Annotated in this window: 20 protein-coding genes; all 20 read right to left on the bottom strand. The window is 61.0% G+C overall.

Annotated features, from left to right (window positions below):
- Nucleotides 1-150 precede the first annotated feature (150 nt).
- Nucleotides 151-1,872 carry a proline--tRNA ligase gene (locus AAAV44_RS00800; protein ID WP_349114062.1) on the bottom strand — a complete coding sequence of 574 codons (1,722 nt, stop codon included), beginning with the start codon at nt 1,870-1,872 and terminating at the stop codon, nt 151-153.
- Nucleotides 1,873-2,955 carry a flavodoxin-dependent (E)-4-hydroxy-3-methylbut-2-enyl-diphosphate synthase gene (ispG, locus tag AAAV44_RS00795; protein WP_349114061.1) on the bottom strand — a complete coding sequence of 361 codons (1,083 nt, stop codon included), beginning with the start codon at nt 2,953-2,955 and terminating at the stop codon, nt 1,873-1,875.
- A 13-nt stretch (nt 2,956-2,968) separates the two neighbouring features.
- The gene (locus tag AAAV44_RS00790) at nt 2,969-4,330 is read right to left on the bottom strand and encodes a M50 family metallopeptidase (RefSeq protein ID WP_349114060.1); all 1,362 of its coding nucleotides are present in this window, start codon (nt 4,328-4,330) and stop codon (nt 2,969-2,971) included.
- A 25-nt stretch (nt 4,331-4,355) separates the two neighbouring features.
- Nucleotides 4,356-5,543 carry a 1-deoxy-D-xylulose-5-phosphate reductoisomerase gene (dxr, locus tag AAAV44_RS00785; RefSeq protein ID WP_346964742.1) on the bottom strand — a complete coding sequence of 396 codons (1,188 nt, stop codon included), beginning with the start codon at nt 5,541-5,543 and terminating at the stop codon, nt 4,356-4,358.
- A complete protein-coding gene (locus AAAV44_RS00780; RefSeq protein WP_233504656.1) occupies nt 5,543-6,442 on the bottom strand; it encodes a phosphatidate cytidylyltransferase in 900 nt (299 codons plus the stop codon). Before AAAV44_RS00780 ends, dxr begins: the two co-directional genes overlap by 1 nt.
- Nucleotides 6,443-6,444: 2 nt before the next feature.
- Entirely contained in the window at nt 6,445-7,239 is a 795-nt protein-coding gene (locus AAAV44_RS00775; RefSeq protein WP_349114059.1) for an isoprenyl transferase, read from the bottom strand.
- 1 nt (nt 7,240) lies between these two features.
- On the bottom strand, nt 7,241-7,777 hold the full coding sequence (frr, locus tag AAAV44_RS00770) for a ribosome recycling factor (RefSeq protein ID WP_006236112.1): 537 nt from the start codon (nt 7,775-7,777) through the stop codon (nt 7,241-7,243).
- Between the two features lie 2 nt (nt 7,778-7,779).
- Nucleotides 7,780-8,502, bottom strand: a complete 723-nt coding sequence (gene pyrH / locus AAAV44_RS00765) for a UMP kinase (protein WP_035138557.1) — start codon at nt 8,500-8,502, stop codon at nt 7,780-7,782.
- A gap of 117 nt (nt 8,503-8,619) precedes the next feature.
- Nucleotides 8,620-9,489, bottom strand: a complete 870-nt coding sequence (tsf, locus tag AAAV44_RS00760; RefSeq protein ID WP_022094736.1) for a translation elongation factor Ts — start codon at nt 9,487-9,489, stop codon at nt 8,620-8,622.
- 45 nt (nt 9,490-9,534) lie between these two features.
- Nucleotides 9,535-10,263: a 30S ribosomal protein S2 gene (rpsB, locus tag AAAV44_RS00755; RefSeq protein ID WP_006236109.1), complete on the bottom strand. Its 729-nt coding sequence runs from the start codon at nt 10,261-10,263 to the stop codon at nt 9,535-9,537.
- A 219-nt stretch (nt 10,264-10,482) separates the two neighbouring features.
- Complete coding sequence (locus AAAV44_RS00750; RefSeq protein WP_349114173.1) at nt 10,483-11,391, bottom strand: tyrosine recombinase; 909 nt, start codon at nt 11,389-11,391, stop codon at nt 10,483-10,485.
- An 8-nt stretch (nt 11,392-11,399) separates the two neighbouring features.
- On the bottom strand, nt 11,400-12,737 hold the full coding sequence (gene trmFO, locus AAAV44_RS00745) for a methylenetetrahydrofolate--tRNA-(uracil(54)-C(5))-methyltransferase (FADH(2)-oxidizing) TrmFO (protein ID WP_260698842.1): 1,338 nt from the start codon (nt 12,735-12,737) through the stop codon (nt 11,400-11,402).
- 14 nt (nt 12,738-12,751) lie between these two features.
- A complete protein-coding gene (locus tag AAAV44_RS00740; protein WP_349114058.1) occupies nt 12,752-13,687 on the bottom strand; it encodes a DNA-processing protein DprA in 936 nt (311 codons plus the stop codon).
- Nucleotides 13,684-15,207 (bottom strand): YifB family Mg chelatase-like AAA ATPase, encoded by a 1,524-nt coding sequence (locus tag AAAV44_RS00735; RefSeq protein WP_055309873.1) that lies wholly within the window; start codon nt 15,205-15,207, stop codon nt 13,684-13,686. Before AAAV44_RS00735 ends, AAAV44_RS00740 begins: the two co-directional genes overlap by 4 nt.
- Nucleotides 15,207-15,692, bottom strand: coding sequence for a YraN family protein (locus AAAV44_RS00730; protein WP_349114057.1), 486 nt, complete (start codon nt 15,690-15,692; stop codon nt 15,207-15,209). The genes AAAV44_RS00735 and AAAV44_RS00730 overlap by 1 nt, the downstream gene beginning before the upstream one ends.
- A 189-nt stretch (nt 15,693-15,881) precedes the next feature.
- Nucleotides 15,882-16,670 (bottom strand): ribonuclease HII, encoded by a 789-nt coding sequence (locus AAAV44_RS00725; protein WP_349114056.1) that lies wholly within the window; start codon nt 16,668-16,670, stop codon nt 15,882-15,884.
- A gap of 93 nt (nt 16,671-16,763) precedes the next feature.
- A complete protein-coding gene (gene rplS / locus AAAV44_RS00720; protein ID WP_006236098.1) occupies nt 16,764-17,105 on the bottom strand; it encodes a 50S ribosomal protein L19 in 342 nt (113 codons plus the stop codon).
- 209 nt (nt 17,106-17,314) lie between these two features.
- A complete protein-coding gene (ppdK, locus tag AAAV44_RS00715; RefSeq protein ID WP_349114055.1) occupies nt 17,315-20,065 on the bottom strand; it encodes a pyruvate, phosphate dikinase in 2,751 nt (916 codons plus the stop codon).
- A gap of 249 nt (nt 20,066-20,314) precedes the next feature.
- The gene (locus AAAV44_RS00710; RefSeq protein ID WP_349114054.1) at nt 20,315-21,181 is read right to left on the bottom strand and encodes a pyruvate, water dikinase regulatory protein; all 867 of its coding nucleotides are present in this window, start codon (nt 21,179-21,181) and stop codon (nt 20,315-20,317) included.
- 34 nt (nt 21,182-21,215) lie between these two features.
- Nucleotides 21,216-23,312 (bottom strand): glycine--tRNA ligase subunit beta, encoded by a 2,097-nt coding sequence (gene glyS, locus AAAV44_RS00705; RefSeq protein ID WP_349114053.1) that lies wholly within the window; start codon nt 23,310-23,312, stop codon nt 21,216-21,218.
- Between the last annotated feature and the right edge of the window lie 2 nt (nt 23,313-23,314).

Raw genomic sequence — 23,314 nt, 5'->3', positions numbered from 1 at the left:
GCACAAGGAAAACCCCGTAGCTCGCATGGGCTGTGGGGTTTTCCTTTTAGATATCGAGGATGCCATAAGATAAAAGGACGGCCCCGCATCTCCCCGGTCTGGAGAAATGCGGGGCCGTCCCGTATATCGAACTACAAGCGAAATCGTCGATTAACGGCGTGCTGCCTTCACAAGCTCGGCGACCTTGGCGACGACCTCGTCGATCGCCACATCCTCGCGCTCACCCGTGGCACGGTCCTTGAGCTCAACGGTGCCATTCTTAAGGCCACGCTTACCCAGAACGACCTGATACGGGAAGCCCATAAGGTCGTTGTCGGCAAACTTAAAGCCGGGACGCTCGTCGCGGTCGTCGACGACAACCTCGATGCCCTCGGCGCACAGGCCATCAACGATCTGCTCGCAGACGGTAGCGCACTCCTCCTTCTTGGGATCGAGCGGAATCACCGCGACCTCGTACGGGGCAACGGAGACCGGCCAGACGATACCGTGCTCGTCGTTGTGCTGCTCCACGACGGCAGCGAGCGAGCGGGACACACCAACGCCGTAGCAGCCCATGATGAGCGGCTTCTCCTTGCCGTCCTCGTCCATAAAGGTGGCACCCATGGCCTCGGAATACTTGGTGCCCAGCTGGAAGACCTGAGAGACCTCGATGCCGCGGGCAGCGGAGAGCGGCTTGCCGCAGTGCGGGCAGGGGTCGCCGGCGACAACGGTGACCAGATCGGCCCACTCATCGACGGTAAAGTCGCGCTCGGGGCAGGCACCGGTAAAGTGATAATCGACCTCGTTGGCACCGCAGGCCCACTGCTTGGAATCGCGCAGGCTCTCGTCGCACACCAGACGAATGCCATCGGGCAGGTTAACCGGTCCGATAAAGCCCTTGTGCAGACCGTTCGCCTGAAGCTCCTCGTCGGTCATCATGCGATAGCCCTTGCCAAAGACGTGCTCGGCCTTGCAATCGTTGAGCTCGTGATCGCCCGGAACAATGGCCACGACCGGCTTGCCCTCGGCGTCGATGAGTGCCAGCGACTTGCGCGTGCCGTTCTCGGGGAACCCAAAGAACTTAGCAACTGCCTCAATGGTGCCCATGCCCGGAGTCTCAACCTTGGTGAGCGTACCGTCACCAGGACCCTCGGTCACGACGACCTTGGTGCTTGCCGCCTCGTCATCGGCAGCAAAGCCGCAATCGTCACAGTAGACGAGCGAAGCCTCGCCGGCGTCGGCCAAAGCCATGTACTCGACGGAGGTATCGCCACCGATCTCACCGGAGTCGGCAACAACGGGCAGGGCCTTGATATAGCAGCGCTCGCAGATGTTAGCGTAGGCCTGCTTCATCTTGTCATACTCCTCCTGCAGGCTCTCCTGCGTGGCGGAGAAGCTGTAGGCGTCCTTCATGATGAACTCGCGACCGCGCATCAGGCCAAAGCGGGGGCGGAACTCGTCGCGGAACTTATCCTGGATGTGGTAGAGGTTAACGGGTAGCTGCTTGTAGGAGCGCAGCTCATTGCGCACCAGGGCCGTGACGGTCTCCTCGTGCGTGGGGCCCAGGACGAACTCGCGACCGTGACGGTCGTCAAAGCGCACAAGCTCCTTGCCATAGGCGTCGATGCGGCCGGACTCACGCCACAACTCGGCATCGACCATGATAGGCATCATAAGCTCCTGGGCGCCGGCGGCGTCCATCTCGTCGCGCACGATGTTCTCGATCTTGCGAATCGAGCGCCAAGCAAGCGGCAGGTAGGAATATAGACCGGCGGCCTCCTTGCGGATCATGCCGGCACGGAGCAGCAGACAGTGGCTGGCGAGCTCAGCGTCCGCCGGATCCTCTTTAAGCGTCGGCGCATAAAGCTTAGACATATACATTGCTCGGGTCATTTATTTCTCCTCAATAAGCTTGTCGACCTCGGCCATAAGCGCGTCGACAATTTGGTCCTCAGCTACTTTACCAATGATCTGGCCATGCGAAAAGAGCAAGGCCTGACCACGTCCGCAAGCAACGCCCAGATCGGCATCAGAAGCCTCGCCGGGGCCATTAACGGCACATCCCATCACAGCGATCGAAAGCGGCGCGGAGTAGTTCTTAAGCCGCTCGGTAACCTCCTCGGCAATGGGAATAAGGTTAACCTGGCAGCGGGCGCATGTGGGGCACGAGACAATCTCGGGGCCACGGCGACGCAGGCCCAACGACTGCAGAATACCCCAGGCAACCGGCGGCTCCTCAACCGGATCGGCTGTGAGCGACACACGCATGGTGTCGCCAATGCCTTCGGAAAGCAAGATACCCAAGCCTACAGAGCTCTTGATGGTGCCCTGGAGCTTGGTCCCCGCCTCCGTCACGCCCAGGTGAAGCGGAACGTGGGGAATCTCACGCGACAGGGCTCGATAGGTATCAAGCGTCGTTTGCACGCTATGGGCCTTGGCCGAAAGCACAATGTTCGTAAAACCACGGTCCTCAAAGTGCTTGACGAAGCGCTCGCTCGACATCACAAGCTTTTCGGGCTGCGTGAGGTCGTCGCGCTCGGCGATATCCTGCTCGAGCGAACCGGCATTGACGCCGATACGAATCGCGCACCCAGCGGCGCCCGCGGCATCGATCACAGCATCGACCTTAGCCCAATCGCCGATATTGCCGGGATTGATGCGAAGCTTGGCGACACCAGCCTCGACGGCGCCGATGGCGAGCTTATGGTTAAAGTGAATATCGGCGACGATCGGCACCGGAGACTCGGCACAGATGGTGCGGAAACCCTCAAGCGCGGCCTCGGTGGGCACGCTCACACGCACGATATCGCAGCCAGCCTGCGCCAACGCGCACACTTGCGCAAGCGTTGCCTGGGCGTCAGCGGTATCGGTGCAGGTCATGGATTGGACCACCACCGGCGCGCCGCCACCGATCTGCACACCGCCCACATGCACGGGGCGCGTCAACTCGCGAGGCAAAGGATGGGATAAAGACAATCCAAACACTCCCCTACAGGATAAATCGAAGGACGTCGGAACGAAGCATATAGACAAACAGCAGCGCAAAGAGCGCGATGCCCACATAGCTCACAATCGTCTGGACCTTGAGCGGAAGCTCGCGGCCAGCAATCTTTTGAATGATCTCGATGACCAGCTTGCCGCCATCGAGTGGTGGGATGGGCAGCAGGTTCATAAAGCCAAGCGAGAACGAAATGAGGGCGGCAAACGAAAGGAACGTGGCAGGGCCGGCAGCAGCAGCCTGTGAGGACATAACGCTAATGCCCACGATCGAAGAAGACTGATCAAGAATCTCCATCGTATGCTGCGGCTGGAGCAGGCGCATCACGCCCTCCGCTGTCTGCACGACATAGGAGAACGACAAGCGAGCCGACGTGATGGGGTCTAAACGGACCACCTGCGTAGAGGCATACACACCTAGGCGCTCGTCCTCTTTGAGCGCAACCGTGGTCGAATGCTGCTTGCCGTCACGTTCGTACTCGATGGCGATATCGTCCTTACCGGCAGCCTTGCCGATGGCATCGTAAACGTCCATCCAAGTAGAGCACGATACTCCGTCAACCGAAAGGATCGCGTCGCCGCCCTCGATACCCGCCTCGGCGGCAATAGACCCCTCGTCAACCTGACCGATCACGTTGGTATCCATCGGCACGGTGACACCCGCAATGGAATAGATACTCATAAGGAGCAAAAAGCCTGTCAAGATATTGACAATAATGCCCGCGAGCAGCATAAAGGCGCGTTTGAGAAAGCCCTGGCCAAGATAGGTGTGCGAACGCTCTTGTGCAAGGAACTCGGCCTCGCCGCACGGCAGCTCCCACACATCGCCCTCGGTAGTCGCATGCTCTCGATCGAAACGGCGGCCGTCAAAGGTGGTGTAACCCGCCGCATCTCGTGGCAGCGTCTGATACTTGGTGGGATAGTAGCTCGGCGAGGGCTTCTCCCCTTCCTCATACCAAGGCGCGATAGAGCCCCAACCCAAGAGCAAGGCGCATGCCTCGAGCACAACCTCCTCGGATAGCTCGAGCTCGGCGGCAAGGTCGGCCACGGTCACGCGACCATGACGATAGATAGCCGCGAGCACGCGATCGGCGCACGAGACGTCGGTCGGATCCATACCGCAGATGGCAGCGTAGCCACCCAGCAGCAGCGGGGTCACGCCAAACTTGGTTCCAATGCGACGTGACGTGTAATGGATGTCAAAGCGACACGGCAGGCCCAAAAAGAACTCGGTCACACGGACGCCGCAGGCACGCGCCGCCAAAAAGTGGCCGCCCTCGTGCAAAAACACGAGGACGGAAAGCATCAGCAGGCCCCAAAAGACCGATGAGAGAACGCTCAGAACAGTATCCATAAAACGAAAAAGCAATCCTTATGGGTTAGGAACGGGTTGCGGCGAGCACCTGCGCAGCCTTTTCACGCGCCCATGCATCGATGTCGTGAAGCTGCTCAAACGAATCGACCGCCTGCATATCGTGGGAATCCATGCAGGATTCCACAATGCGATCGATATCGGTAAAGCTGCAGCCATCGTGCAGGAAGGCATCGACGGCGACCTCGTTGGCGGCATTGAGCACGCACGGCATGGTGCCACCCGTCTTGCCGGCACGTTCGGCCAGTGCCAGACAGCGGAAGGTATCCATGTCGGCAGCATCAAACGTGAGCTGCCCCAGCTCGCGGAAATCGATACGAGGCGCCGGGGTATCCCAACGCTCGGGATACGAGAACGCGAACTGGATGGGAATACGCATGTCGGAAGCACCGAGATGCGCCATCACGGAGCCGTCGGCAAACTCGACCATAGAGTGAATCTTGGATTGACGCTGCACGACCACGTTAATGAAATCGAGGTCGCAGTTAAACAGATGCATGGCCTCAATGCGCTCCAGGCCCTTGTTCATGAGGGTGGCGGAGTCGATGGTGATCTTGGCACCCATGGCCCACGTGGGATGTGCGAGGGCATCGGCACGCGTCACGCGGTCGAGCTCGTCGCGGGTGCGGCCAAAGAACGGACCGCCCGAGCAGGTGAGCCAAATACAATGAGCCTCGCGTGGGTTCTCCCCCAGATAGCACTGGTAGATGGCGGAGTGCTCAGAGTCGACTGGAATAAGCTGGCCCGGTTGCGCCAACGGCATAAGCAAGTCGCCGCCGACGACGAGGGACTCCTTGTTGGCAAGGGCAAGACGCTTATTCGAGGTCAAGGCCGCATGGCTCGCCTCGAGACCGGCGGCGCCCACAATAGCGACGAGCACGCAGTCGACATCGTCGCGACGCGCGAGCTCGCAAACCGCCTGCGCGCCAACGCCGAGCTTCGTTCCCTCGGGCAACTCCTGCAGCACGGCGTCATCGCCATGAGCGACATCGGCCACGGCAACCGCCGGAACCGAGAACTCGCGGGCAGCGGCAACGAGCTCGGAGGTACTGGAGTTAACGGACAGCGCCGTCACCTGCAGGCGATCGGCATGCTGGCGGCACACATCGAGCGCCTGGGTGCCGATAGAGCCCGTACAACCCAGGATGGCAACACGGAGACGTCCATCGGGGCCATACGTCGTCTGGAAGGACATTACAGCACGCCTCCGATCATCAAAAGCAGCTGCGCGGTAATGCAGCCAAAGATAAGCGAATCGCTACGATCAAGCATGCCGCCGTGGCCCGGGATAAGGTTACCGGAATCCTTAACGCCCACACCGCGCTTGATGCGCGACTCGATGAGGTCTCCGATAACGCCCAGGACGGACACGACCACGCCGCACAGCAGCGCATAGGGCAGGCTGAGCTTGTAGAAGTGCGTCGCCCACAGGATGAGCCAAATCAAAACCGAGCCCAGGATGCCGCCGACAAACCCCTCCCAGCTCTTTTTGGGAGAGATCTTGGGAACCATCTTGTGCTTGCCGATACGGCTACCCACGATGTAGGCAAACGAATCGGAGACCCAAAGGGACGCGCAAACGCCCACCGAAAGCAGGGCGCCGGCAAAACCGGGCACGGCATCGCGCAGCAGCACGATAGCCGACAGCATAAAGCCAGTGTAGATGGGACCCATGAGCGTCACGGCCACATCAGAGATGCGGGTACGCGGCGACCAAACATACCAAATGCCCACAGCGAGCATCAGGGCAAAAAGCAGGGCATTCAGCAACATCGAATCGCCCAACGCCGACAGCGGAAAGAGTACGGCGGCAGCGATACCCATGCGCTCGTTAGCCATCTTGCCATCGAGCCTCGTCATACGGAAAAACTCATAGCAGCACAGGCCGCTCATGACAGAAACAAAGATGGCCGTGGGCACAATACCCAAAACCAGGCACAGGATAAAGACAACGGCATAGACGATACCGGCGGCGGCACGGGTGATAAAGCCGGCAAGCCACGAACCGGTGCCATTCTTCGCTGCGGGCGCTCCCGCAGCGACAGCCTTGCGCTCAGATGTCTTGGGAGCAATTGCCTTGGGACGATCGGACACGATTAAGCCTCCTCGGTCTTGCTCAGACCACCAAACCTACGGTCACGGCCCTGATAGGCCAAAATGGCGTCGACAAGGCCCCAACGATCAAAGTCGGGCCAATAGGTATCGGTGACGTAGAACTCGGAATAAGCCACCTGCCACAGCAGATAGTTCGAAAGGCGCAGCTCACCAGAGGTGCGAATCACAAGCTCAGGATCGGGAAGACCGGCGGTATAGAGGTGGGAGGCCACCATGTCGTCATCAATTGCGCCAGGATCGATCTTACCGGCAGCAGCGTCGAGTGCGATCTGACGGACAGCGCGGGTAATCTCGGAACGCGCGCCGTAGTTGACAGCAAGCGCCAGCGTCATACCGGTGTGATCGGCGCACTCGGCAAGACCGCGTTCAAAAACGTCGCGGGTCTTCTTGGGCAGCGCGGAAATGTCACCCAAAAAGACAACGCGCACGTTTTCGCGCTTCAGAAGCGGCAGCTCGTCGATAAACGTCTTGGCAAACAGGTGCATCAAGACGTTGACCTCGTGCTGCGGACGGTTCCAGTTTTCGGTAGAAAACGCATAGGCCGAAAGCACGTCGACGCCCAGACGCACGCAGGCGGTAATAATCTCGCGAAGGGAGACGATACCCGCCTTGTGGCCCTCAGTGCGCGCAAGACCGCGCGACGTAGCCCAACGACCGTTGCCGTCCATGATGCACGAGATATGGTGCGGAATGTTATTGAGGTCAAGGTCGGAAAAACCGACGCCCGCAGGGGCGTCGGCAAAGTACTCGACCAGTTTATGCTCGTCGTATTGCACCTTAGATCTCCATGACCTCGGCTTCTTTTTCCTTCAGAAGCTCCTCGACCTTGGCGACATACTCATCGGTGTGCTTCTGGACCTTAGCCTGCTCGCGACGGACATCGTCCTCGGTGAGCTCCTCATCGCGCTCGAGCTTGTTGTTGAAGTCGCGACGGATGTTACGGATAGACACCTTGGCCTGCTCGGCGTACTCGCGGCACTCCTTGACGAGCTCGCGACGGCGCTCCTCGGTGGGAGCCGGGAACGGCAGACGAACGACGGTGCCATCGGAGTTGGGGGTGATACCCAGATCGGAAGCGCCGATGGCCTTGACGATAGCGTTGATGAGCGCCTTGTCCCACGGCTCGATGAGCAGCATGTGGGCCTCGGGGGTCTTGACGGCAGCAACCTGCGTGACCGGCGTGGGAACACCGTAATAATCGACGGTGATGTCGGACAGAATGTTGGCATTGGCGCGGCCGGTACGGACCTTGGAGAAGTTATGCTTGAGGGACTCGAGCGACTTGTCCATATGGGCGGTGATGTTCTCTGCCATGCTTAATCCTCCTGATAGACGAGCGTGCCGACGGGCTCACCCGAAAGCGCGCGCTTGACGGTGTCCTCGCCATCGATGTTGAGGACCAAAATCGGCATACGGTTATCCTGGCACAGGGCCGTAGCCGTGGAATCCATAACCTGCAGACCGCGGACGAGAACCTCGTGATAGGTAATCTTGTCAAAACGGACGGCATCGGCGCACTTGACGGGATCCTTGTCGTAGATGCCGTCAACCTTGGTGGCTTTAATCAGAATCTCGGCGCCGATCTCGCACGCACGAAGAGCCGCGGCGGTGTCGGTCGTAAAGTACGGATTGCCCGAACCGGCGGCAAAGATAACAACGTTGCCCTTGGAAAGGTGGTTGATGGCGCGACGGCGAATATAGGGCTCGCAGATCTCGTTCATCTGGATAGCGCTCATCACGCGGCAGGGAACATCGTTATGCTCGAAGGCATCCTGCAGGGCGAGCGCGTTCATAACGGTTGCCAGCATGCCCATGTAGTCGGCCTGAGCACGCTCCATGCCACCGGCAGCGCCGGCCATGCCGCGGAAAATATTGCCGCCGCCGACAACGACGCCGACCTCATGGCCAACGGCGAGCAGCTCCTTGACCTGCTTGGCAAGATGGTCGGTAACCTTGGGGTCGATGCCATATTGGCCGTCGCCCATCAGTGCTTCGCCGGAAAGCTTAAGAAGCACGCGTTTATATCGGATGTCGGACAAAGCGATCCTCCTTTAATTAGACTCTCAATATGATATCAAAGGCTCTGATAAGAGCCATGAAAAAGCAGGCTGTGAGTAAAACCCACAGCCTGCTCATTACCAGCTACAAGAGCTTATTTACTCGCCACGGACCAGACGGTCAAAGGCAACGACGGTAATGGTGTCGCCGAGCTCCTTGGAGACCTGCTCAGCGTACTTCTTGATGGTGAGGGAGCTGTCCTTGATGAACTCCTGCTCGGTGAGCACGGACTGCTTGTAGAACTTCTCCAGACGGCCGACAGCCATCTTCTCCTGGATAGCCTCGGGCTTACCGGACTCGGCAGCCTGAGCCATGTAGATCTGCTTCTCGTGCTCGACGGTCTCGGCCGGAACCTGATCGCGGGTAGCGCAGATCGGGGCGACGGCGGCAACCTGAAGGGCAACGTCGTGAGCGAAGGTCTTGAAGGATTCAGCCTGAGCGGTCTCGGCCTTCTCGAAGGCGAACTCGACGAGGACGCCGATCTTACCACCCATGTGGATGTAAGAAGCGAGCGCGCCGTTCTCAGCCTTGCGGGCAGCGAAGCGGGAGATCTTCATGTTCTCGCCCATGATGTGAATCATCTCGGTGAGCTCGGAGGAAACGGTCTCCTCGCCCATCGGCTTCTCGAGCAGAGCGTCGACGTCAGCAGGCTCGGTGGTAGCGACAACCTCAGCGACCTTGGAAGCAAAGCCGGTGAACTTGGCGTTAGAGCCAACGAAGTCGGTCTCGCAGGAGAGCTCGAGCAGAGCGCCGGTCTTGCCATCCTCGGAGACGAACGCGGCGACAGCGCCCTCGTTGGTCTCACGGCCAGCCTTCTTGGCAGCCTTGGCAAGGCCGTTCTTACGCAGAACGTCGACAGCGGCGTCCATGTCGCCGTCAGCCTCGACGAGAGCCTTCTTGCACTCCATCATCGGAGAGTCGGTCATCTCGCGGAGCTGCTTGACCATAGCGGCGGTAATCTGGGCCATTGTGGTTCCTTTCAAAGAGATGAAAAAGAATTAACTAAGACTGATTTACTCGGCCTTGGGCTCAGCGGCCATCTCGGCCTCGGAGACCTGCTCCTTGCCGGAGCCAGCGAGGCAGGCGTCAGCCATGAGCTCGCACATAAGGGTGACAGCGGAGATAGCGTCATCGTTGCAGGGGATGCCGTACTCGACCTCGTCGGGATCGGAGTTGGTGTCGATCAGGGCGACGACGGGGATGTTCAGGCGCTGGGCCTCCTTGATGGCGTTCTCCTCGCGCTTGGTGTCGATGACGAAGAGAGCCTGGGGCAGACCCTTCATGTCGCGGGCGCCACCGAGGTTGGTCTGGAGCTTAGTGAGCTCCTTGCCGAGAACAGCCTGCTCCTTCTTGGGCAGAACAGCCATGCGGCCGTCCTCGACCATGGCCTCGAGCTCCTCCATGCGGTTGATGCGGGAGCGGATGGTGACGAAGTTGGTCAGCATACCGCCGAGCCAACGCTGGTTGATGTAAGGCATGTTGGCGCGCTCAGCAGCGTTCTTGACGGCCTCCTGAGCCTGCTTCTTGGTGCCGACGAACAGCACGTTGCCACCCTTGGCGACGTTCTTGACGAAGGTGTAGGCCTGGTCGGCGTCGAGGATGGTCTGCTTGAGGTCGAGGATGTAGATGCCGTTGCGCTCACCGAAGATGAACGGCTTCATCTTGGGGTTCCAGCGACGGGTCTGGTGACCGAAGTGGCAGCCGGCCTCGAGCAGAGTGCGGATATTAATCTTGGTAGCCATGTTAAACCTCCTGTGGTTTGCCTCCGCGCGGGGTCATCCTCCAAAACCAACCCGGACATGTGCTACCAAAGCCCGGGCACCACGGTATGAAGTAGCCGCGCGTGCGTGATAAAAACATGTTGCCGTGAAGCAACCCGATGAATGATAGCAGGAATGCCTCTTCCTGCCAACCCGCAATCAAAACCACACACCTGAGTGCGGCGCGGGACGTCCCAGCCACTATTCGCCGCGGGGATGGGCTTGAGCCACGGCCCGCTTAAGCCGATCGGGTGTGAGATGCGTGTAGATCTGCGTCGTGGACAGGCTCGCATGGCCCAGCAGCTCTTGAACCGAGCGCAGGTCCGCACCGCCCTCGAGCAAGTCGGTCGCAAAGGTATGGCGCATCGCATGCGGGGCAATGTCGGCCGGAATGCCGGCGAGCGTCGCCAGCATATGGAACCGCCGCCTGAGCATGGCGGCACTCATGCGATTGCCGCGCGCCGATATAAGTAGCGGATGCGGCCCGGTAGCGGGGTCACGGCGCTTTGCCTGAGCGAGCAACTCCGGCCTCCCCTCCTCAATATAGAGACGCGTCACATCGAGCGCACGACGATACAGAGGGACGATACGCTCCTTGCTCCCCTTGCCCCACAGGCGCAGCGTTCGCTCGGACCAACCGATAGACTCCACGTTGAGCGCCGCGAGCTCCGAGATTCGCGCGCCGGAGGCATAGAGCAACTCAAGCATCGCCGCATCGCGCAGTCCCGCGGGCGTCGAGGTATCAGGCGTCTTGAGCAGCGCCTCAACCTGCTGGGTCGTAAGGACACCCGGCAGGTCACGCGGCAGCTTGGGCGATGCGATCGCCGAGACCGCATCGCCCTCGACAATCCCCTCGGCAGCCATCCAGCGATAGAGAGATCGAATAGCCGACAGGTGCGCCGCAAGCGTTCGGGGAGCCACCTGCTCACGCGAAAGCTCGGCAAGATAGCGACGAATGGTGCGCACGTCGGCAGCGAAAGCATCGATATCCTCGCGCTCGCACCAGGCAGCGAAGCGCTCCAGCCTCGAGCCATAGGCCGTCACCGTGTTGGGAGAAAGTCCCTCGACGCGTGCGATATGGGCGATAAACGAGTCGACGGTGTCGTACAGGTCAAAGGCTATGACCGGTCGCCTCCAAACAAGTCGGAACGCGTGGCCAAGTAGGCATCGAGGGCCTCGAGCGCACGGTCCGCATAGGCCTGGTAGCGGTCGCGCTTGCTGCGGCGCTTACCATCCTCGAGTGGCGGCACCAGGCCAAAGTTGACATGCATGGGCTGATAGCCCACGGTGGCAGGATCGGTCGCATAGCCCACGAGCGCACCCAGGGCGCCCACACGCGGCAACTCGACGCCCGCGGCACCGATAGCCTCGGCATAAGTGTTAAGCGCCGCGAGCAGACCTGTCGCCACGGCTTCCATGTACCCCTCGGTGCCGGTGATCTGACCGGCCAGGCGCACACCGGTACCGGGCACGGCAAAGGTGCCATCGAGCACATGCGGGGCGTCGACAAAGGTATTGCGGTGCATGACACCGTAGCGGAAGAACTCAGCGTTCTCCAGGCCCGGCACCATATGGAAGACGCGCTTCTGCTCGCCAAAGGTCAAGTTGGTCTGGAAGCCCACCAGGTTATAGGCGGTCTTCTCCTTGTTCTCGGCACGCAGCTGAATCGCCGCCCAGGGGCGACGTCCGGTACGCGGGTCGGTGAGGCCGACGGGCTTCATGGCGCCAAAGCGAATGGCGTCCTTGCCGGTGCGCGCAACTTCCTCGGCAGGCTGGCAGGCCTGGAACAGATCGCCGCCCTCAAAGTCTTTGAGCACCACGCGGTCGGCCGTGGTAAGCGCCTCGATAAAGGCCTCGTACTCCTCCTTATTGAGCGGAGCGTTGAGATAGTCGCCGCTCCCCTGCTCCTCGTAGCGCGACTGCGAGAACAACACGTCCATATCGAGCGTGGAGGCATCGACGATCGGCGCCGCCGCATCAAAGAATGCCAGGGCATCGCCACCGACGAGCTTCATAACCTCTTCGCTCAGCGCCGGTGAACACAGCGGGCCCGCGGCAATGACCACGTGACCCTCGGGAATCTGCGTGACCTCGCCGTGCACGACCTCGATATTGGGACGAGCGGCAACCTCGGCCTCGACAAGCTCGGAAAACTTGACGCGGTCGACCGCCAGGGCGCCACCGGCGGGAACAGCCGCGCGATGGGCGCAATCGAGCAGGACTGAACCCATGCGCTCAAGCTCAGCTTTCAGCAAACCAGCCGCGGAATCCGGACGGGTCGACTTAAACGAATTGGAGCAGACGAGCTCTGCCAGGTGATCGGTATGGTGGGCCGGGGAGCTCACCTGGGGGCGCATCTCGCACAGCTTTACGGCAAACCCGCGATCTGCCAGCTGGATCGCGCACTCCGAACCCGCCAGACCGCCACCGATAACTGTCACCTGATCGAACTGCATCTGCAAACACCTTTCTAATTGACACGTTTTCCATTGTGACCGAAGGGTGTCTGGGCGTGAAGGGCAAACTTGGAGGGCGCATACCTTCCATCCATCATGCGCTCGATAAGACCCTCGAGTTCAAGCGAACCCAAGAGTTTGAGTACGCCGACAGCATCGAGCGAGACGAGCGCCGCGATGTCGTCGACCTTGAGCGGAGAGGCGATGAGCGCATGCATCACGGTCTGCTGCGTTGGATCCAGGTCGGCAATGCCGGGAGCATCGGGGCGCGAGTAGCGCAGGGTTCCGTAGATGCGTGAGATAGCCATCTCGATAGATTCCTCGTCGACGATGCAGCAGGCACCGTTCGCAATGAGGTAATTCGTGCCACGCGACTCGGGCGATAGGATCGACCCCGGCACGGCAAGAAGTTCGCGCCCCAAATCCATAGCAGCCTCGGCTGTGGAAAACGTCCCAGAAGGCATACCCGCCTCGGATACAAAGAGGGCTTGCGACAGGGCCGCGATTACGCGATTGCGGCGCGGAAAGGCGAACTTGCGCGGACCCATGCCCCACGGAGAGATCGACACGACCGCGCCACCCGTATCAAGCGTGCGCGTAATCAGCCCCGCGCTAGAACGCGGGTAGGCCACGTCGGCGCCCGTCCCCAGCACCACAACGTGTTTGCCGCCGGCGTTGACCGCAGCCCAACCCGAGGCCTGGTCACAACCGACCGCACCGCCCGAAACTACCGTCACTCCCGCCTCAACCGCCACCTTCGCCGCAAGCTCTGCCACGGCAAGACCATACGGCGAGGCCTTTCGCGCACCGATGATGGAGAGCGCGGGCGTCGAAAGCGCCTCGGGGTTGCCGCGCACATAGAGCGTCTGAGGTACATCAGAAAGCTCCAAAACGGTCTCGGGATACAACGCGTCACCTGGATGCAGCTCGAAGGTCCCCTCAGCCATCATTGGTCCCTCCTTCCCTGGTACATCGCCGCCTCGAGCACGTGGTCCTGCGTCACCTGCTCGCTCTCGGCGACATCTGCGATCGTGCGCGCAATGCGAACAAGGCGCACGATGCCACGCCCTGTGAGATGCGTGCGCTTCGACAGGCCGAGCACACACTTCTCCGCCGCATCATCGAGCTCAAAGGTCGAAACGACGCCGTCAATGGACCGTGTCTCGTCATCCTCGGCCTCGGCATCCGCATCGTCCATGCGGGATTCGCGCCAAGCGCGAAAGGCGCGACCGCGCACAACGTAGTCACGTAACTCGGCCGACGACATGCCCTCCGCACCCTCGATAATCACTTGAGGGTCGGGACGGGTCACATCGATCATCATGTCGATACGGTCGGCCAAAGGACCGCGCAGTTTAGACCGATAGCGCTCGACCATCGCCGCCGAGCAGCGACACGGCACCTCGCGATCGCCCAAAAAGCCGCAGGGGCAGGGATTGCTCGCAGCCAGCAGCTGAAAGCGCGACGGGAAGGTAAAAGCCCCGTCGACGCGTACGATCCTCACGTAGCCGCGCTCGATGGGCTGACGCAGCGTCTGCAGCACGCCAGTGGGAAACTCGGCAAGCTCGTCCAAAAAGAGCACGCCGCCATGAGCAAGGCTGATCTCACCCGGGTGCACCGGGCGCCCGCCGCCGATAAGGCCTGCGGTCGAAATACTGTGGTGGGGACTGCGGAAGGGGCGGTGCCCCGCCAACAAGCCATCAATGTTCTCACCCAAAACCGAATGGATGCACAGTGCCTCCTGCTGATCCTCAACGGAAAGCTCGGGCAGGATGCCGGTCATACGGCGTGCGAGCATCGTCTTGCCCGATCCCGGAGACCCGATCATGAGCAAGCCGAGTTCTCCTGCCGCCGCAAGCGCCATGCCGCGTTTAGCGACTTCCTGCCCCAGCACGTCGGCATAGTCGAGCTCAGGCTCAAAGGTCGCCTCGACGCCCTCGGAATCCAAGTAGTGCCGCGCGGCATCGCCCATACCATGAGCAAGCTGAGACAAATGATCGATGAATCCGCAATCCACGCCCGCGAGTGGCACATGCTGGTCTGACCTGCCGGCGATAAAGGACAGTCCCAAATCACGCGCCAATAACTGAAACGCCACCTCGCCCTTGACAGGAAGCACCGTACCGTCCAAGCCAAGCTCACCAGCGATAAGACAACGATCGAGGTTGTCGCGGGGAATCTGCCCATCGGCCGCCAATACCGCGATGGCGATGGGCAGATCAAAGCCGCTACCGGTCTTGCGGATATCGCCGGGCGCCAGATTGACCGTAATGCCCGAGCGTGGGATCTCGAACCCGGCGGAGCGCATCGCGCAGCGAATACGACCGCGTGACTCCATCACCTCCATACTCGGAATACCGAGCATCTGAATGCCCGGAACGCCACCGGCAAGCGAGACCTCGACCGTGACGGGAATCGCCTCGACGCCGCGGATGCAGGCCGCGTGAACGGCAAACGTCTCGAACGCCATCACGACACCTGCCAATCGAACGCGTTGTACTGGTGCTCGATCTCGGCGATATGCCCGCCGCGGATGGTGACACCCACGGCATCGAAGCGAATCGCCTTGAGCGGATAGTGCTCCATGAGATAGCAACTTGCGATGCGGCGGTAGCGGCGTTGCTTTTGGGCGTCCACGGCCTCCTCCGGAAAGACCCTCGTGCTGCACTCCAGTGCAACGCGTCTGGTCTTGACCTCGGCCATTACCACGACATCGTCGAGCTCATCGAGCAGCACCAGATCGGCCTCGCCCTCGGTGCAACGATAGCCCTGCTCCAGCAAGGTGTAGCCGCGCTCGTTAAAGTAGTCGATGGTGATCAGCTCGCCCAGCATGCCCAGCTCGCGGGGACTGAGTCCCTTGATAAACTCGGGCGTCATCGCCCCGGAGTCGAGCTCGCCGTTTTCCCAACGCTCCTTGAGCTGCTGCGTCTTGCTCTTTTTGCTTGCGGCACTCATGGGGTCTCCTTTCCCGTACACTGCATTGCCCCGATGATGAGGGCACCTTTCATGCGGGTAAGTACTGGAAGCAAACCAAAAGCTGACCAAATGCCGTCAAAAAACGGGCCGTACGCAACAATGGTGTTGCACACGGCCCGCTACCAGCTGGTTTACAAAACTCCAGAAGTCCCTGTCTCCACAATTGACCTAGAAAAGGCGCTCAGTCTGCAGAAAGTTTCCGCAAAAGCTCACGCGGTGCAGTGGACAAAGTCCATGTTTTCGAATGGCCTCGATGTGCTCGGGGCTCGCATAGCCCTTCGACTCGGCCAGATGGTACTCGGGATACTCGGCGTCGTACTCGACCATCATCTCGTCACGCGTTACCTTAGCCATGATGGACGCCGCGGCGATGCAGGCGATTTTGGCATCGCCCTTCACCACATCGCGCTCATTAGGAACGGCGCCCAAGGGGTTGCCATCCATGAGGACGCAGTCGGGCTCGAGCCCCGTATCGGCCACGGCGCCCGCGACAGCAACGCGGATGGCACGGGCCATGCCCATCTCATCGATATCCTTAGGCGCGATATGGCAAAAACCGATCGCCGTCGCCACCTCGGCAATCTTCACTGAGAGCAACTCGCGGCGCGCCGGCGTGAGCATTTTGGAATCGTTGATGCCCCAGACGCGCGGCTCCATAGGAAGGCAGACAGCGCATACCGTCAAAGGACCGGCCACCGATCCGCGACCCACCTCGTCGACACCAACGACCACCCCATCGCCGCCAAGCTCATGCATAAGCTCGTACATGTCATTGACGCGCTCGCGCTCGGCAAGCTCTTTGGCATGGCGTTTGAGGGCGCGTTCGCAAGCCTTGATCACCTGCTGGCGCGGGTCCTCGCGATAATGCTCCACGAGGGCGGGAATCTCCTCAAACGTAGCGCTCGCCAACTCACCGGCAACCTGCGATGCCGAAACCGAGCTCGTCATGTTGGCCATACCAGGCCCTCCTTGCATGCAAATCAGATAAAAAGAAGGGCCACCCGAAGGTGACCCTTGTGTCCAAACGAGTGGACAGACGCTGCGATCTTCTTAGCGCTTCTCGGGGATGCGAGCAGCCTTGCCCACCTTGTCGCGGAGGTAGTACAGCTTGGCGCGACGGACGCGACCATGACGAACGACCTCGAGCTTGGCGATCTTGGGGCTGTGAAGCGGGAAGGTACGCTCAACACCGACACCGAAGGACATCTTGCGAACGGTGAAGGTCTCGCGGGCACCGGCGCCGGCCATGCGGATGACGTCGCCCTGGAAGACCTGGATGCGCTCGCGGTCGCCTTCCTTAATGCGGTAGTGAACCTTGACGTTGTCGGCGACGCGAACCTGAGGAATGTCCTCGCGGATCTGCTGACGCTCGATTGCGCGGATGTAATCCATGTGCAATTCCTTACTCTTCTAGAGGTGCCGTACCACCATGGCCGGCACGTAGTTGAACAAACGTATTCGAGTATACACGCGCGGGTTTCTGCTGCAAGAACAATTTTTTACGCAGACAAAAAGACAAAACCCGCACATGATAACCGCCCGTCTCACGAATGAGACGGGCGACATGAAGGGGGCTACGCTAGGCGTCTAAACCCAAAACGTTAGGCGGAACGCTTGGCCTCGAGCTTGGCCTGAGCGGCAGCCAGGCGTGCGAGGGGCACGCGGTAGGGCGAGCAGGACACGTAGTCCACGTCGGCCACATTAAACAGGCCCTTGATGGACTTGGGGTCGCCGCCGTGCTCGCCGCACACGCCAAAGTGCATGTCGGGGTTGGTGGCGCGACCCTTCTCGACGGCCAAGCGCACGAGCTCCAGCACCGCCGCGTCGATGGTCTCGAAGGGGTTGTCCTTCAGAATTTTCTTATGCATGTACAGCGGGATGAACTTGGCCTCGGCATCGTCACGGGAGAAGCCGAAGGTGGTCTGGGTCAGGTCGTTGGTGCCAAAGCAGAAGAAGTCTGCGTGATGGGCAATCTCGTCAGCGACCATGCAGGCGCGCGGCAGCTCGAGCATCGTGCCCACGGGAATATTGAGCTCGACGCCCTCCTCGGCGGAAACCTCGGCGATTACGCGCTCGATAACCTCGCGGGTCTGGACATGCTCGGCCGTGATGGAAACGAGCGGAACCATGATTTCGGGGCGCGGGTCGACGCCTTCCTTGATAAGGCGGGCAGCAGCCGTGGCCACAGCGCGGACCTGCATGAGCGGCAGATCGCCAAAGACGACGGACAGGCGCACGCCGCGCAGCCCGAGCATGGGGTTCGACTCGACCATGCCGTCGATACGGCGCAGGCGGGCGCGCAGGACGGCAAGCTCTTCCTCGCTGGCGCCAGCGGCTTCCTTCTTGGTGATGGCGACCTCGAGCTCGCGAGGATTATCCAGGAACTCATGAAGCGGCGGATCGAGCAGGCGGACGACCACATCGCGACCGGACATGGTCTTGAACATCGCCAGGAAGTCCTCGGTCTGAACCTTGAGCAGGTCGGCCAGGGCCTGCTGCTTCACGGCCTCATCGTCAGACAGGATAAAGCTCTGGATGATGTTCTTGCGATCGCCCAGGAACATGTGCTCGGTGCGGCACAGGCCGATGGCCTCGGCGCCAAACTCGAGCGCGAGCGCGGCATCCTCGGGGTTGTCTGCATTAACGCGCACATGGTTGGCATGGCCACAGGTCTCGTCCAGGCGAATCTCGTCGGCCCAGGATAGGATGGTGTCCAGATCGCCGGTGAGCTCGGCGGAGACCAGGTCAACGGCGCCGTCGACGACGATACCCTGGGTGCCGTCGATGGAGATGACATCGCCCTCGCGCAGCACGCGGTCACTGCCCTCGATACGCACGACCTTCTCAGCAGCGTCGATATGGAAGCGCTCAACGCCGCAGACGCAGGGCGTACCCATGCCGCGAGCGATAACGGCGGCATGACTCGTCTTTCCACCGTGGCTGGTCAGAATGCCCTCGGCGGCAACCATACCCTTCAGGTCGTCGGGGTTGGTCTCCCAACGAACCAGAATGACCTTGTGGCCCTCGTTGGTGCGCGCGACGGCGTCATCACTCGAGAACACAACCTCACCCACGGCGGCACCGGGGCTGGCGTTCAGACCGCTGGCCAGCGCCTCGTACTTCTTGGAGGCGTCAAACTGCGGGTGAAGGAGCTGGTCGAGTTGCGCGGGATCGATGCGGCTCACGGCCTCTTCGCGGGTGATCAGGCCTTCCTCGACCATTTCGATGGCGATGCGCAGGGCGGCGGTGGCGGTACGCTTGCCCACGCGGGTCTGGAGCATCCAGAGCTTGCCCTGCTCGATGGTGAACTCAATGTCGCACATATCGCGGTAATGGTCCTCGAGCGTCAGGAACACGCGCTCGAGCTCCTCACCTGCAGACTCGAGACCCGGGGTGGCCTTGAGGTCGGCAATGGGCTCGGTGTTGCGGATGCCGGCAACGACGTCCTCGCCCTGGGCATTAACCAAAAAGTCACCGTAGAACTCCTTGGTGCCGTCGGCCGGATTACGCGTAAAGGCGACGCCCGTCGCAGAGGTCTCGCCCTTGTTGCCAAAGGCCATGGCCTGGACGTTGACGGCAGTACCGAGCTCGTCGGAGATGCCGTGCTGTTTGCGGTAGATGCAGGCGCGCTCGTTCATCCAGCTGCCAAAGACGGCCTGGATGGCAAGGCGCAGCTGAAGCTCAGGATCGTGCGGGAAGACGGGCTTGCCGTCGGCAACCTCGAGCTCGGGATACAGGGCGGCCTCGACGTTCTCGGAGAAGATCCCCTTAAAGGTCTCGACGAGTTCCTGCAGGTCCTCGGCCGAAAGCTCGGAATCGACGCGAACGCCGGCGACCAGACGGGCCTGGGTCAGGGCGTTCTCGAACAGGTCGGCATCAACGCCCATGACGACATTGGAAAACATCTGGATAAAGCGGCGGTAGCTATCCCAGGCAAAACGCGGGTTCTGCGTCTGCGCGATGAGGCCCTGGACGGAATCGTCATTGAGGCCCAAGTTGAGGACCGTGTCCATCATACCGGGCATGGAGAACGGAGCGCCCGAGCGAACCGACACGAGCAGCGGATCGGAGGCGTCGCCGAGCTTTTTGCCGCAGCGGACCTCGAGGTCTGCCTCGGCGGCAACGATCTCATCGAGTGCGCCCTCGGGCCACACGTTGCCGGCACCGGAGTACTCGACGCAAGTCTGGCAGGTAATGGTAAAGCCACCGGGAACCGGCAGGCCGATACGGCTCATCTCGGCAAGGTTAGCGCCCTTGCCGCCAAGCACGAAGTTCATGGACTTGTCGCCCTCGGTGACACAGGTGCCCTGGGCGTCGGTTCCAAAACGGTAAACCCTCTTGCAATCGCTCACGATACTTCCCCTTCCATGCGCTTACGCGCACGACCGTGGTAACGAATCGACCCGTCAGATGCGGGCCGTGAGGGAACTATACGGCGGGTTTTGAGCAGGCTTAAGCAGAGGATGCGCGGTTTGGTAAACGTGCTAAAACTGGCGGTAAACGGTAGGTAAAGGTGGTTACCTTATGAAGATATTACTGTAAGAAAGTGCAGGTCAGATGCGATATTTTTGCTAAATCGCTTTATCAAAATGCTGCTACTATTAGGTTCGACGGGCGGCGCGGCGGGCACGGGCTTCTTGGATTTCCTCCAAGTGGCTGATGATCTCGGAGGCGCTCTCCTCGATGGCCTTGCCGTCGGTACGTACCACAAAGCAGCCTAGGCGCTTCATGAGCGCACGGGCTTCCTCGAGCTCGCTGTGCACGCTCTCGGGCTCGGCATAGGAGCCGGCAACGGCACGAGCGTAGTCATCGCCCAAGCGGCTATCGCGAATTTCGGAAATCACATCGACGGTCGAAATCAGGCCGAACAGGCGCATCGGGTCAACCTCGTAAATCGACTTTGGCGGCTCCATGCCATGGGCCAACGGAACATTGGCAACCTTGTAACCTTGATAGGCCAGATACATCGACAGCGGCGTCTTGGATGTGCGCGATACGCCCAGCAGCACGATATCGGCACCTGACAGATCGTCGCAACCGCGCCCATCATCGTGCTCAACAAAATACTCCATGGCCTCGATACGATGGAAATAGCGGTCATCGGTCCTGTGAATCACGCCCGCGACGCCCTTGGGCGACACACCGATAAGCGACGACAGCACGGCGAGCGTCGGGCCAATCAGGTCGACCGAGCGAATATGCAACATACCAAGGTAATCGAGCACACGAGCACGAAGCGCCGGGTCGACAATGGTATGGAACACGGCAATATCGCGATGGTCCGCATCAACGCGCGGGCCCACAAACGATTTAACCTGCTCCACAGAGTTCACCTTGGGCAGGCGCAAGAGATGAAAAGCCCCTTCATCAAATTGCCCGGACGCCGCAAGCACCACCTCACAAGCGGTATCGCCGAGCGAATCGGAGATAACGATAACGGTGGGACGAGCGGTGACCGGGCAATCCATGCGGGGCTCCTTTTGCGCTTATGCGCAGGCTGGCTTACTTTTTGCGGGCAAGCTCACCGATGTTGGCGATGCCGGAGAAAACGGCCTCGAAGCGGTTGAGCAGCTTAAGGCGATTATCGCGGAGCTGCTCGTCCTTGTCCATGACCATAACCTCGTCGAAGAAACGGTCGATGGGCGCGCGCAGGGCGGCGAGGGCAGCAAATGCGGACGGGTAATCCTCAGCAGCGAGGGCGGCATCTACAGCGGTCTGAGCAGCCTCGGAGGCATCGGCAAGCGCGAGCTCGACCTCGCCCATCAGGCTGCGGTCGTACTCCACGCCCAGCTCGGGCTTGGAGATATGCGCAGCGCGAGCATAGGCGGTCGCAAGGTTGTCGAACGTCTCGGCGTCGTTCTTGCGGGCCTCGTCGAGGGCGGCGCAGCGGGCGAAGAAGACGGACGGGGCGATGATGTGCACCGCAGAGACGGCGGCAACGGTATCGGCCGGGATCTTTTCGTCGCGGGCCATGCTCACCAGGCGGCCATGGAAGAAGTCACGAACCTGCTGAGCGACCTCGGCGGCGTCGAACTCAATGCCCTGCTCACTGTAGAGCTCGAGGGCGAAGTCGATGAGCGACGTGGGGTCGATCGGCAGGCGGTCGCGCAGGATGTTGATGATGCCGATAGCGGCACGACGCAGCGCGTAGGGGTCCGAAGAGCCGGTCGGGGGCTCGCCGATGGCAAAGATACCGGCGATGGTATCGAGCTTATCGGCGCAGGCCACGATGCAGCCAGCGGTGCCCTCGGGCAGCTCGTCACCGGCAAAGCGAGGACGATAGTGATCGCGAATAGCATGAGCGACCTCGTCGTTCTCCCCCATCGCGGTCGCGAAATAACCGCCCATCACGCCCTGCTGGCTCGTGAACTCGACGACGGCGTTGGATACCAGGTCGGCCTTGCACAGGTGCGCGGCGCGAGCGGCATCGGCTGCCAGGTGAGCACCCAGGTGTGCCTCACGGGCAATAGCGAGCGCGAGCTGCTCGATGCGCTCGGACTTGACGAGCACGCTACCGAGCTTCTCCTGGAAGGCAACCTTGGCCAGACGCTCACGGAACTCGTCGAGGGAGATCTTCAAGTCCTCCTCGTAGAAGAACTTGGCATCGTCCAGACGGGCACGCACAACGCGCTCGTTGCCGTCGATCACGCGCTCGGCATTCTCGGGCTTGCTGTTGGAAACGACCACGAACTCACGCGTGAGCTTACCCTCGCCGTCATAGATCGGGAAGTAGCGCTGGTTGGTGAGCATGGACTCGCAGATAATCTCGTGCGGGACCTTGAGGAACTCCTCATCGAAGGTACCGACGAGCACCGTCGGCCACTCGCAGAGGTTGATGACCTCCTCAAAGACCTTCTTGGGCGTGTCGACATGGCAACCGGGGCGAGCGGCCTCGACCTCGGCGATACCGGCGAGGATGGCCTCGCGACGACGCTCGGCAGAAAGCACGCCGGCGTCCTCGAGCACCTGCTCGTAGACGGCGGGGCTGGCAACCACATGGTCACCAGGGCCAAGTACGCGATGACCACGCGTGGTGTTGCCACTCGTCACGTCGGCAAACGACACGGGCACGACATCCTCGCCCAGAAGGCAGCAGATCCAACGGACCGGACGAACAAACGTAGCGTGCTCGTGGCCCCAGCGCTGGCTGCGGTAGTTGGGCCACTGCAGGCCGGCGATAGTCTTCTCGCACAGGGCGGTCAGAATCGGCGTAGCCGGTGCGGAGGGAATGTTCTTCTCGGCGAACACATACTCGCGACCGTCGGTGTCCTCGCGACGGACCAGATCCTCGGCAGCCACACCGCACTTGCGGGCAAAGCCCTGGGCGGCCTTGGTGGCGTTGCCGTCAGCGTCGAAGGCAATGTTGGCCGCGGGGCCACGCTTGACCTCGTGAACCTCATCGGTCGCGGTGGCGACGTTAGCCACGAGCGCAGCCAGACGACGCGGGCTCGAGATCACGCGGACCTCGCCATGGGCCAGACCGGCCTCGTCGAGGCCCTTGGCGATCATGGTGCCAAGCTGCTTGACGGCATTGTTCAACGGTGCGGAGGGCATTTCCTCCGTACCGATCTCAAACAGGAAATCCTTAGCGTCTGCCATGG

Source organism: Collinsella sp. CLA-AP-H1 (assembly GCF_040092945.1).
Classification (GTDB): Bacteria; Actinomycetota; Coriobacteriia; order Coriobacteriales; family Coriobacteriaceae; genus Collinsella.
The sequence above is the reverse complement of the archived record's forward strand: the minus strand, read 5'-3'. Positions and strand labels throughout refer to the sequence as shown.

What these genes read in the sequence shown, in the direction of transcription:
- trmFO (WP_260698842.1), bottom strand. Translation starts at nt 12,737, where the DNA reads ATGCAGTTCGATCAGGTGACAGTTATCGGTGGCGGTCTGGCGGGTTCG.
- AAAV44_RS00735 (WP_055309873.1), bottom strand. Translation starts at nt 15,207, where the DNA reads ATGGCGTTCGAGACGTTTGCCGTTCACGCGGCCTGCATCCGCGGCGTC.
- AAAV44_RS00800 (WP_349114062.1), bottom strand. Translation starts at nt 1,872, where the DNA reads ATGACCCGAGCAATGTATATGTCTAAGCTTTATGCGCCGACGCTTAAA.
- rpsB (WP_006236109.1), bottom strand. Translation starts at nt 10,263, where the DNA reads ATGGCTACCAAGATTAATATCCGCACTCTGCTCGAGGCCGGCTGCCAC.
- tsf (WP_022094736.1), bottom strand. Translation starts at nt 9,489, where the DNA reads ATGGCCCAGATTACCGCCGCTATGGTCAAGCAGCTCCGCGAGATGACC.
- frr (WP_006236112.1), bottom strand. Translation starts at nt 7,777, where the DNA reads ATGGCAGAGAACATCACCGCCCATATGGACAAGTCGCTCGAGTCCCTC.
- AAAV44_RS00730 (WP_349114057.1), bottom strand. Translation starts at nt 15,692, where the DNA reads ATGAGTGCCGCAAGCAAAAAGAGCAAGACGCAGCAGCTCAAGGAGCGT.
- glyS (WP_349114053.1), bottom strand. Translation starts at nt 23,312, where the DNA reads ATGGCAGACGCTAAGGATTTCCTGTTTGAGATCGGTACGGAGGAAATG.
- rplS (WP_006236098.1), bottom strand. Translation starts at nt 17,105, where the DNA reads ATGGATTACATCCGCGCAATCGAGCGTCAGCAGATCCGCGAGGACATT.
- AAAV44_RS00725 (WP_349114056.1), bottom strand. Translation starts at nt 16,670, where the DNA reads ATGGCCAACATGACGAGCTCGGTTTCGGCATCGCAGGTTGCCGGTGAG.
- AAAV44_RS00740 (WP_349114058.1), bottom strand. Translation starts at nt 13,687, where the DNA reads ATGATGGCTGAGGGGACCTTCGAGCTGCATCCAGGTGACGCGTTGTAT.
- AAAV44_RS00710 (WP_349114054.1), bottom strand. Translation starts at nt 21,181, where the DNA reads ATGGATTGCCCGGTCACCGCTCGTCCCACCGTTATCGTTATCTCCGAT.
- dxr (WP_346964742.1), bottom strand. Translation starts at nt 5,543, where the DNA reads ATGTCCTTCCAGACGACGTATGGCCCCGATGGACGTCTCCGTGTTGCC.
- AAAV44_RS00790 (WP_349114060.1), bottom strand. Translation starts at nt 4,330, where the DNA reads ATGGATACTGTTCTGAGCGTTCTCTCATCGGTCTTTTGGGGCCTGCTG.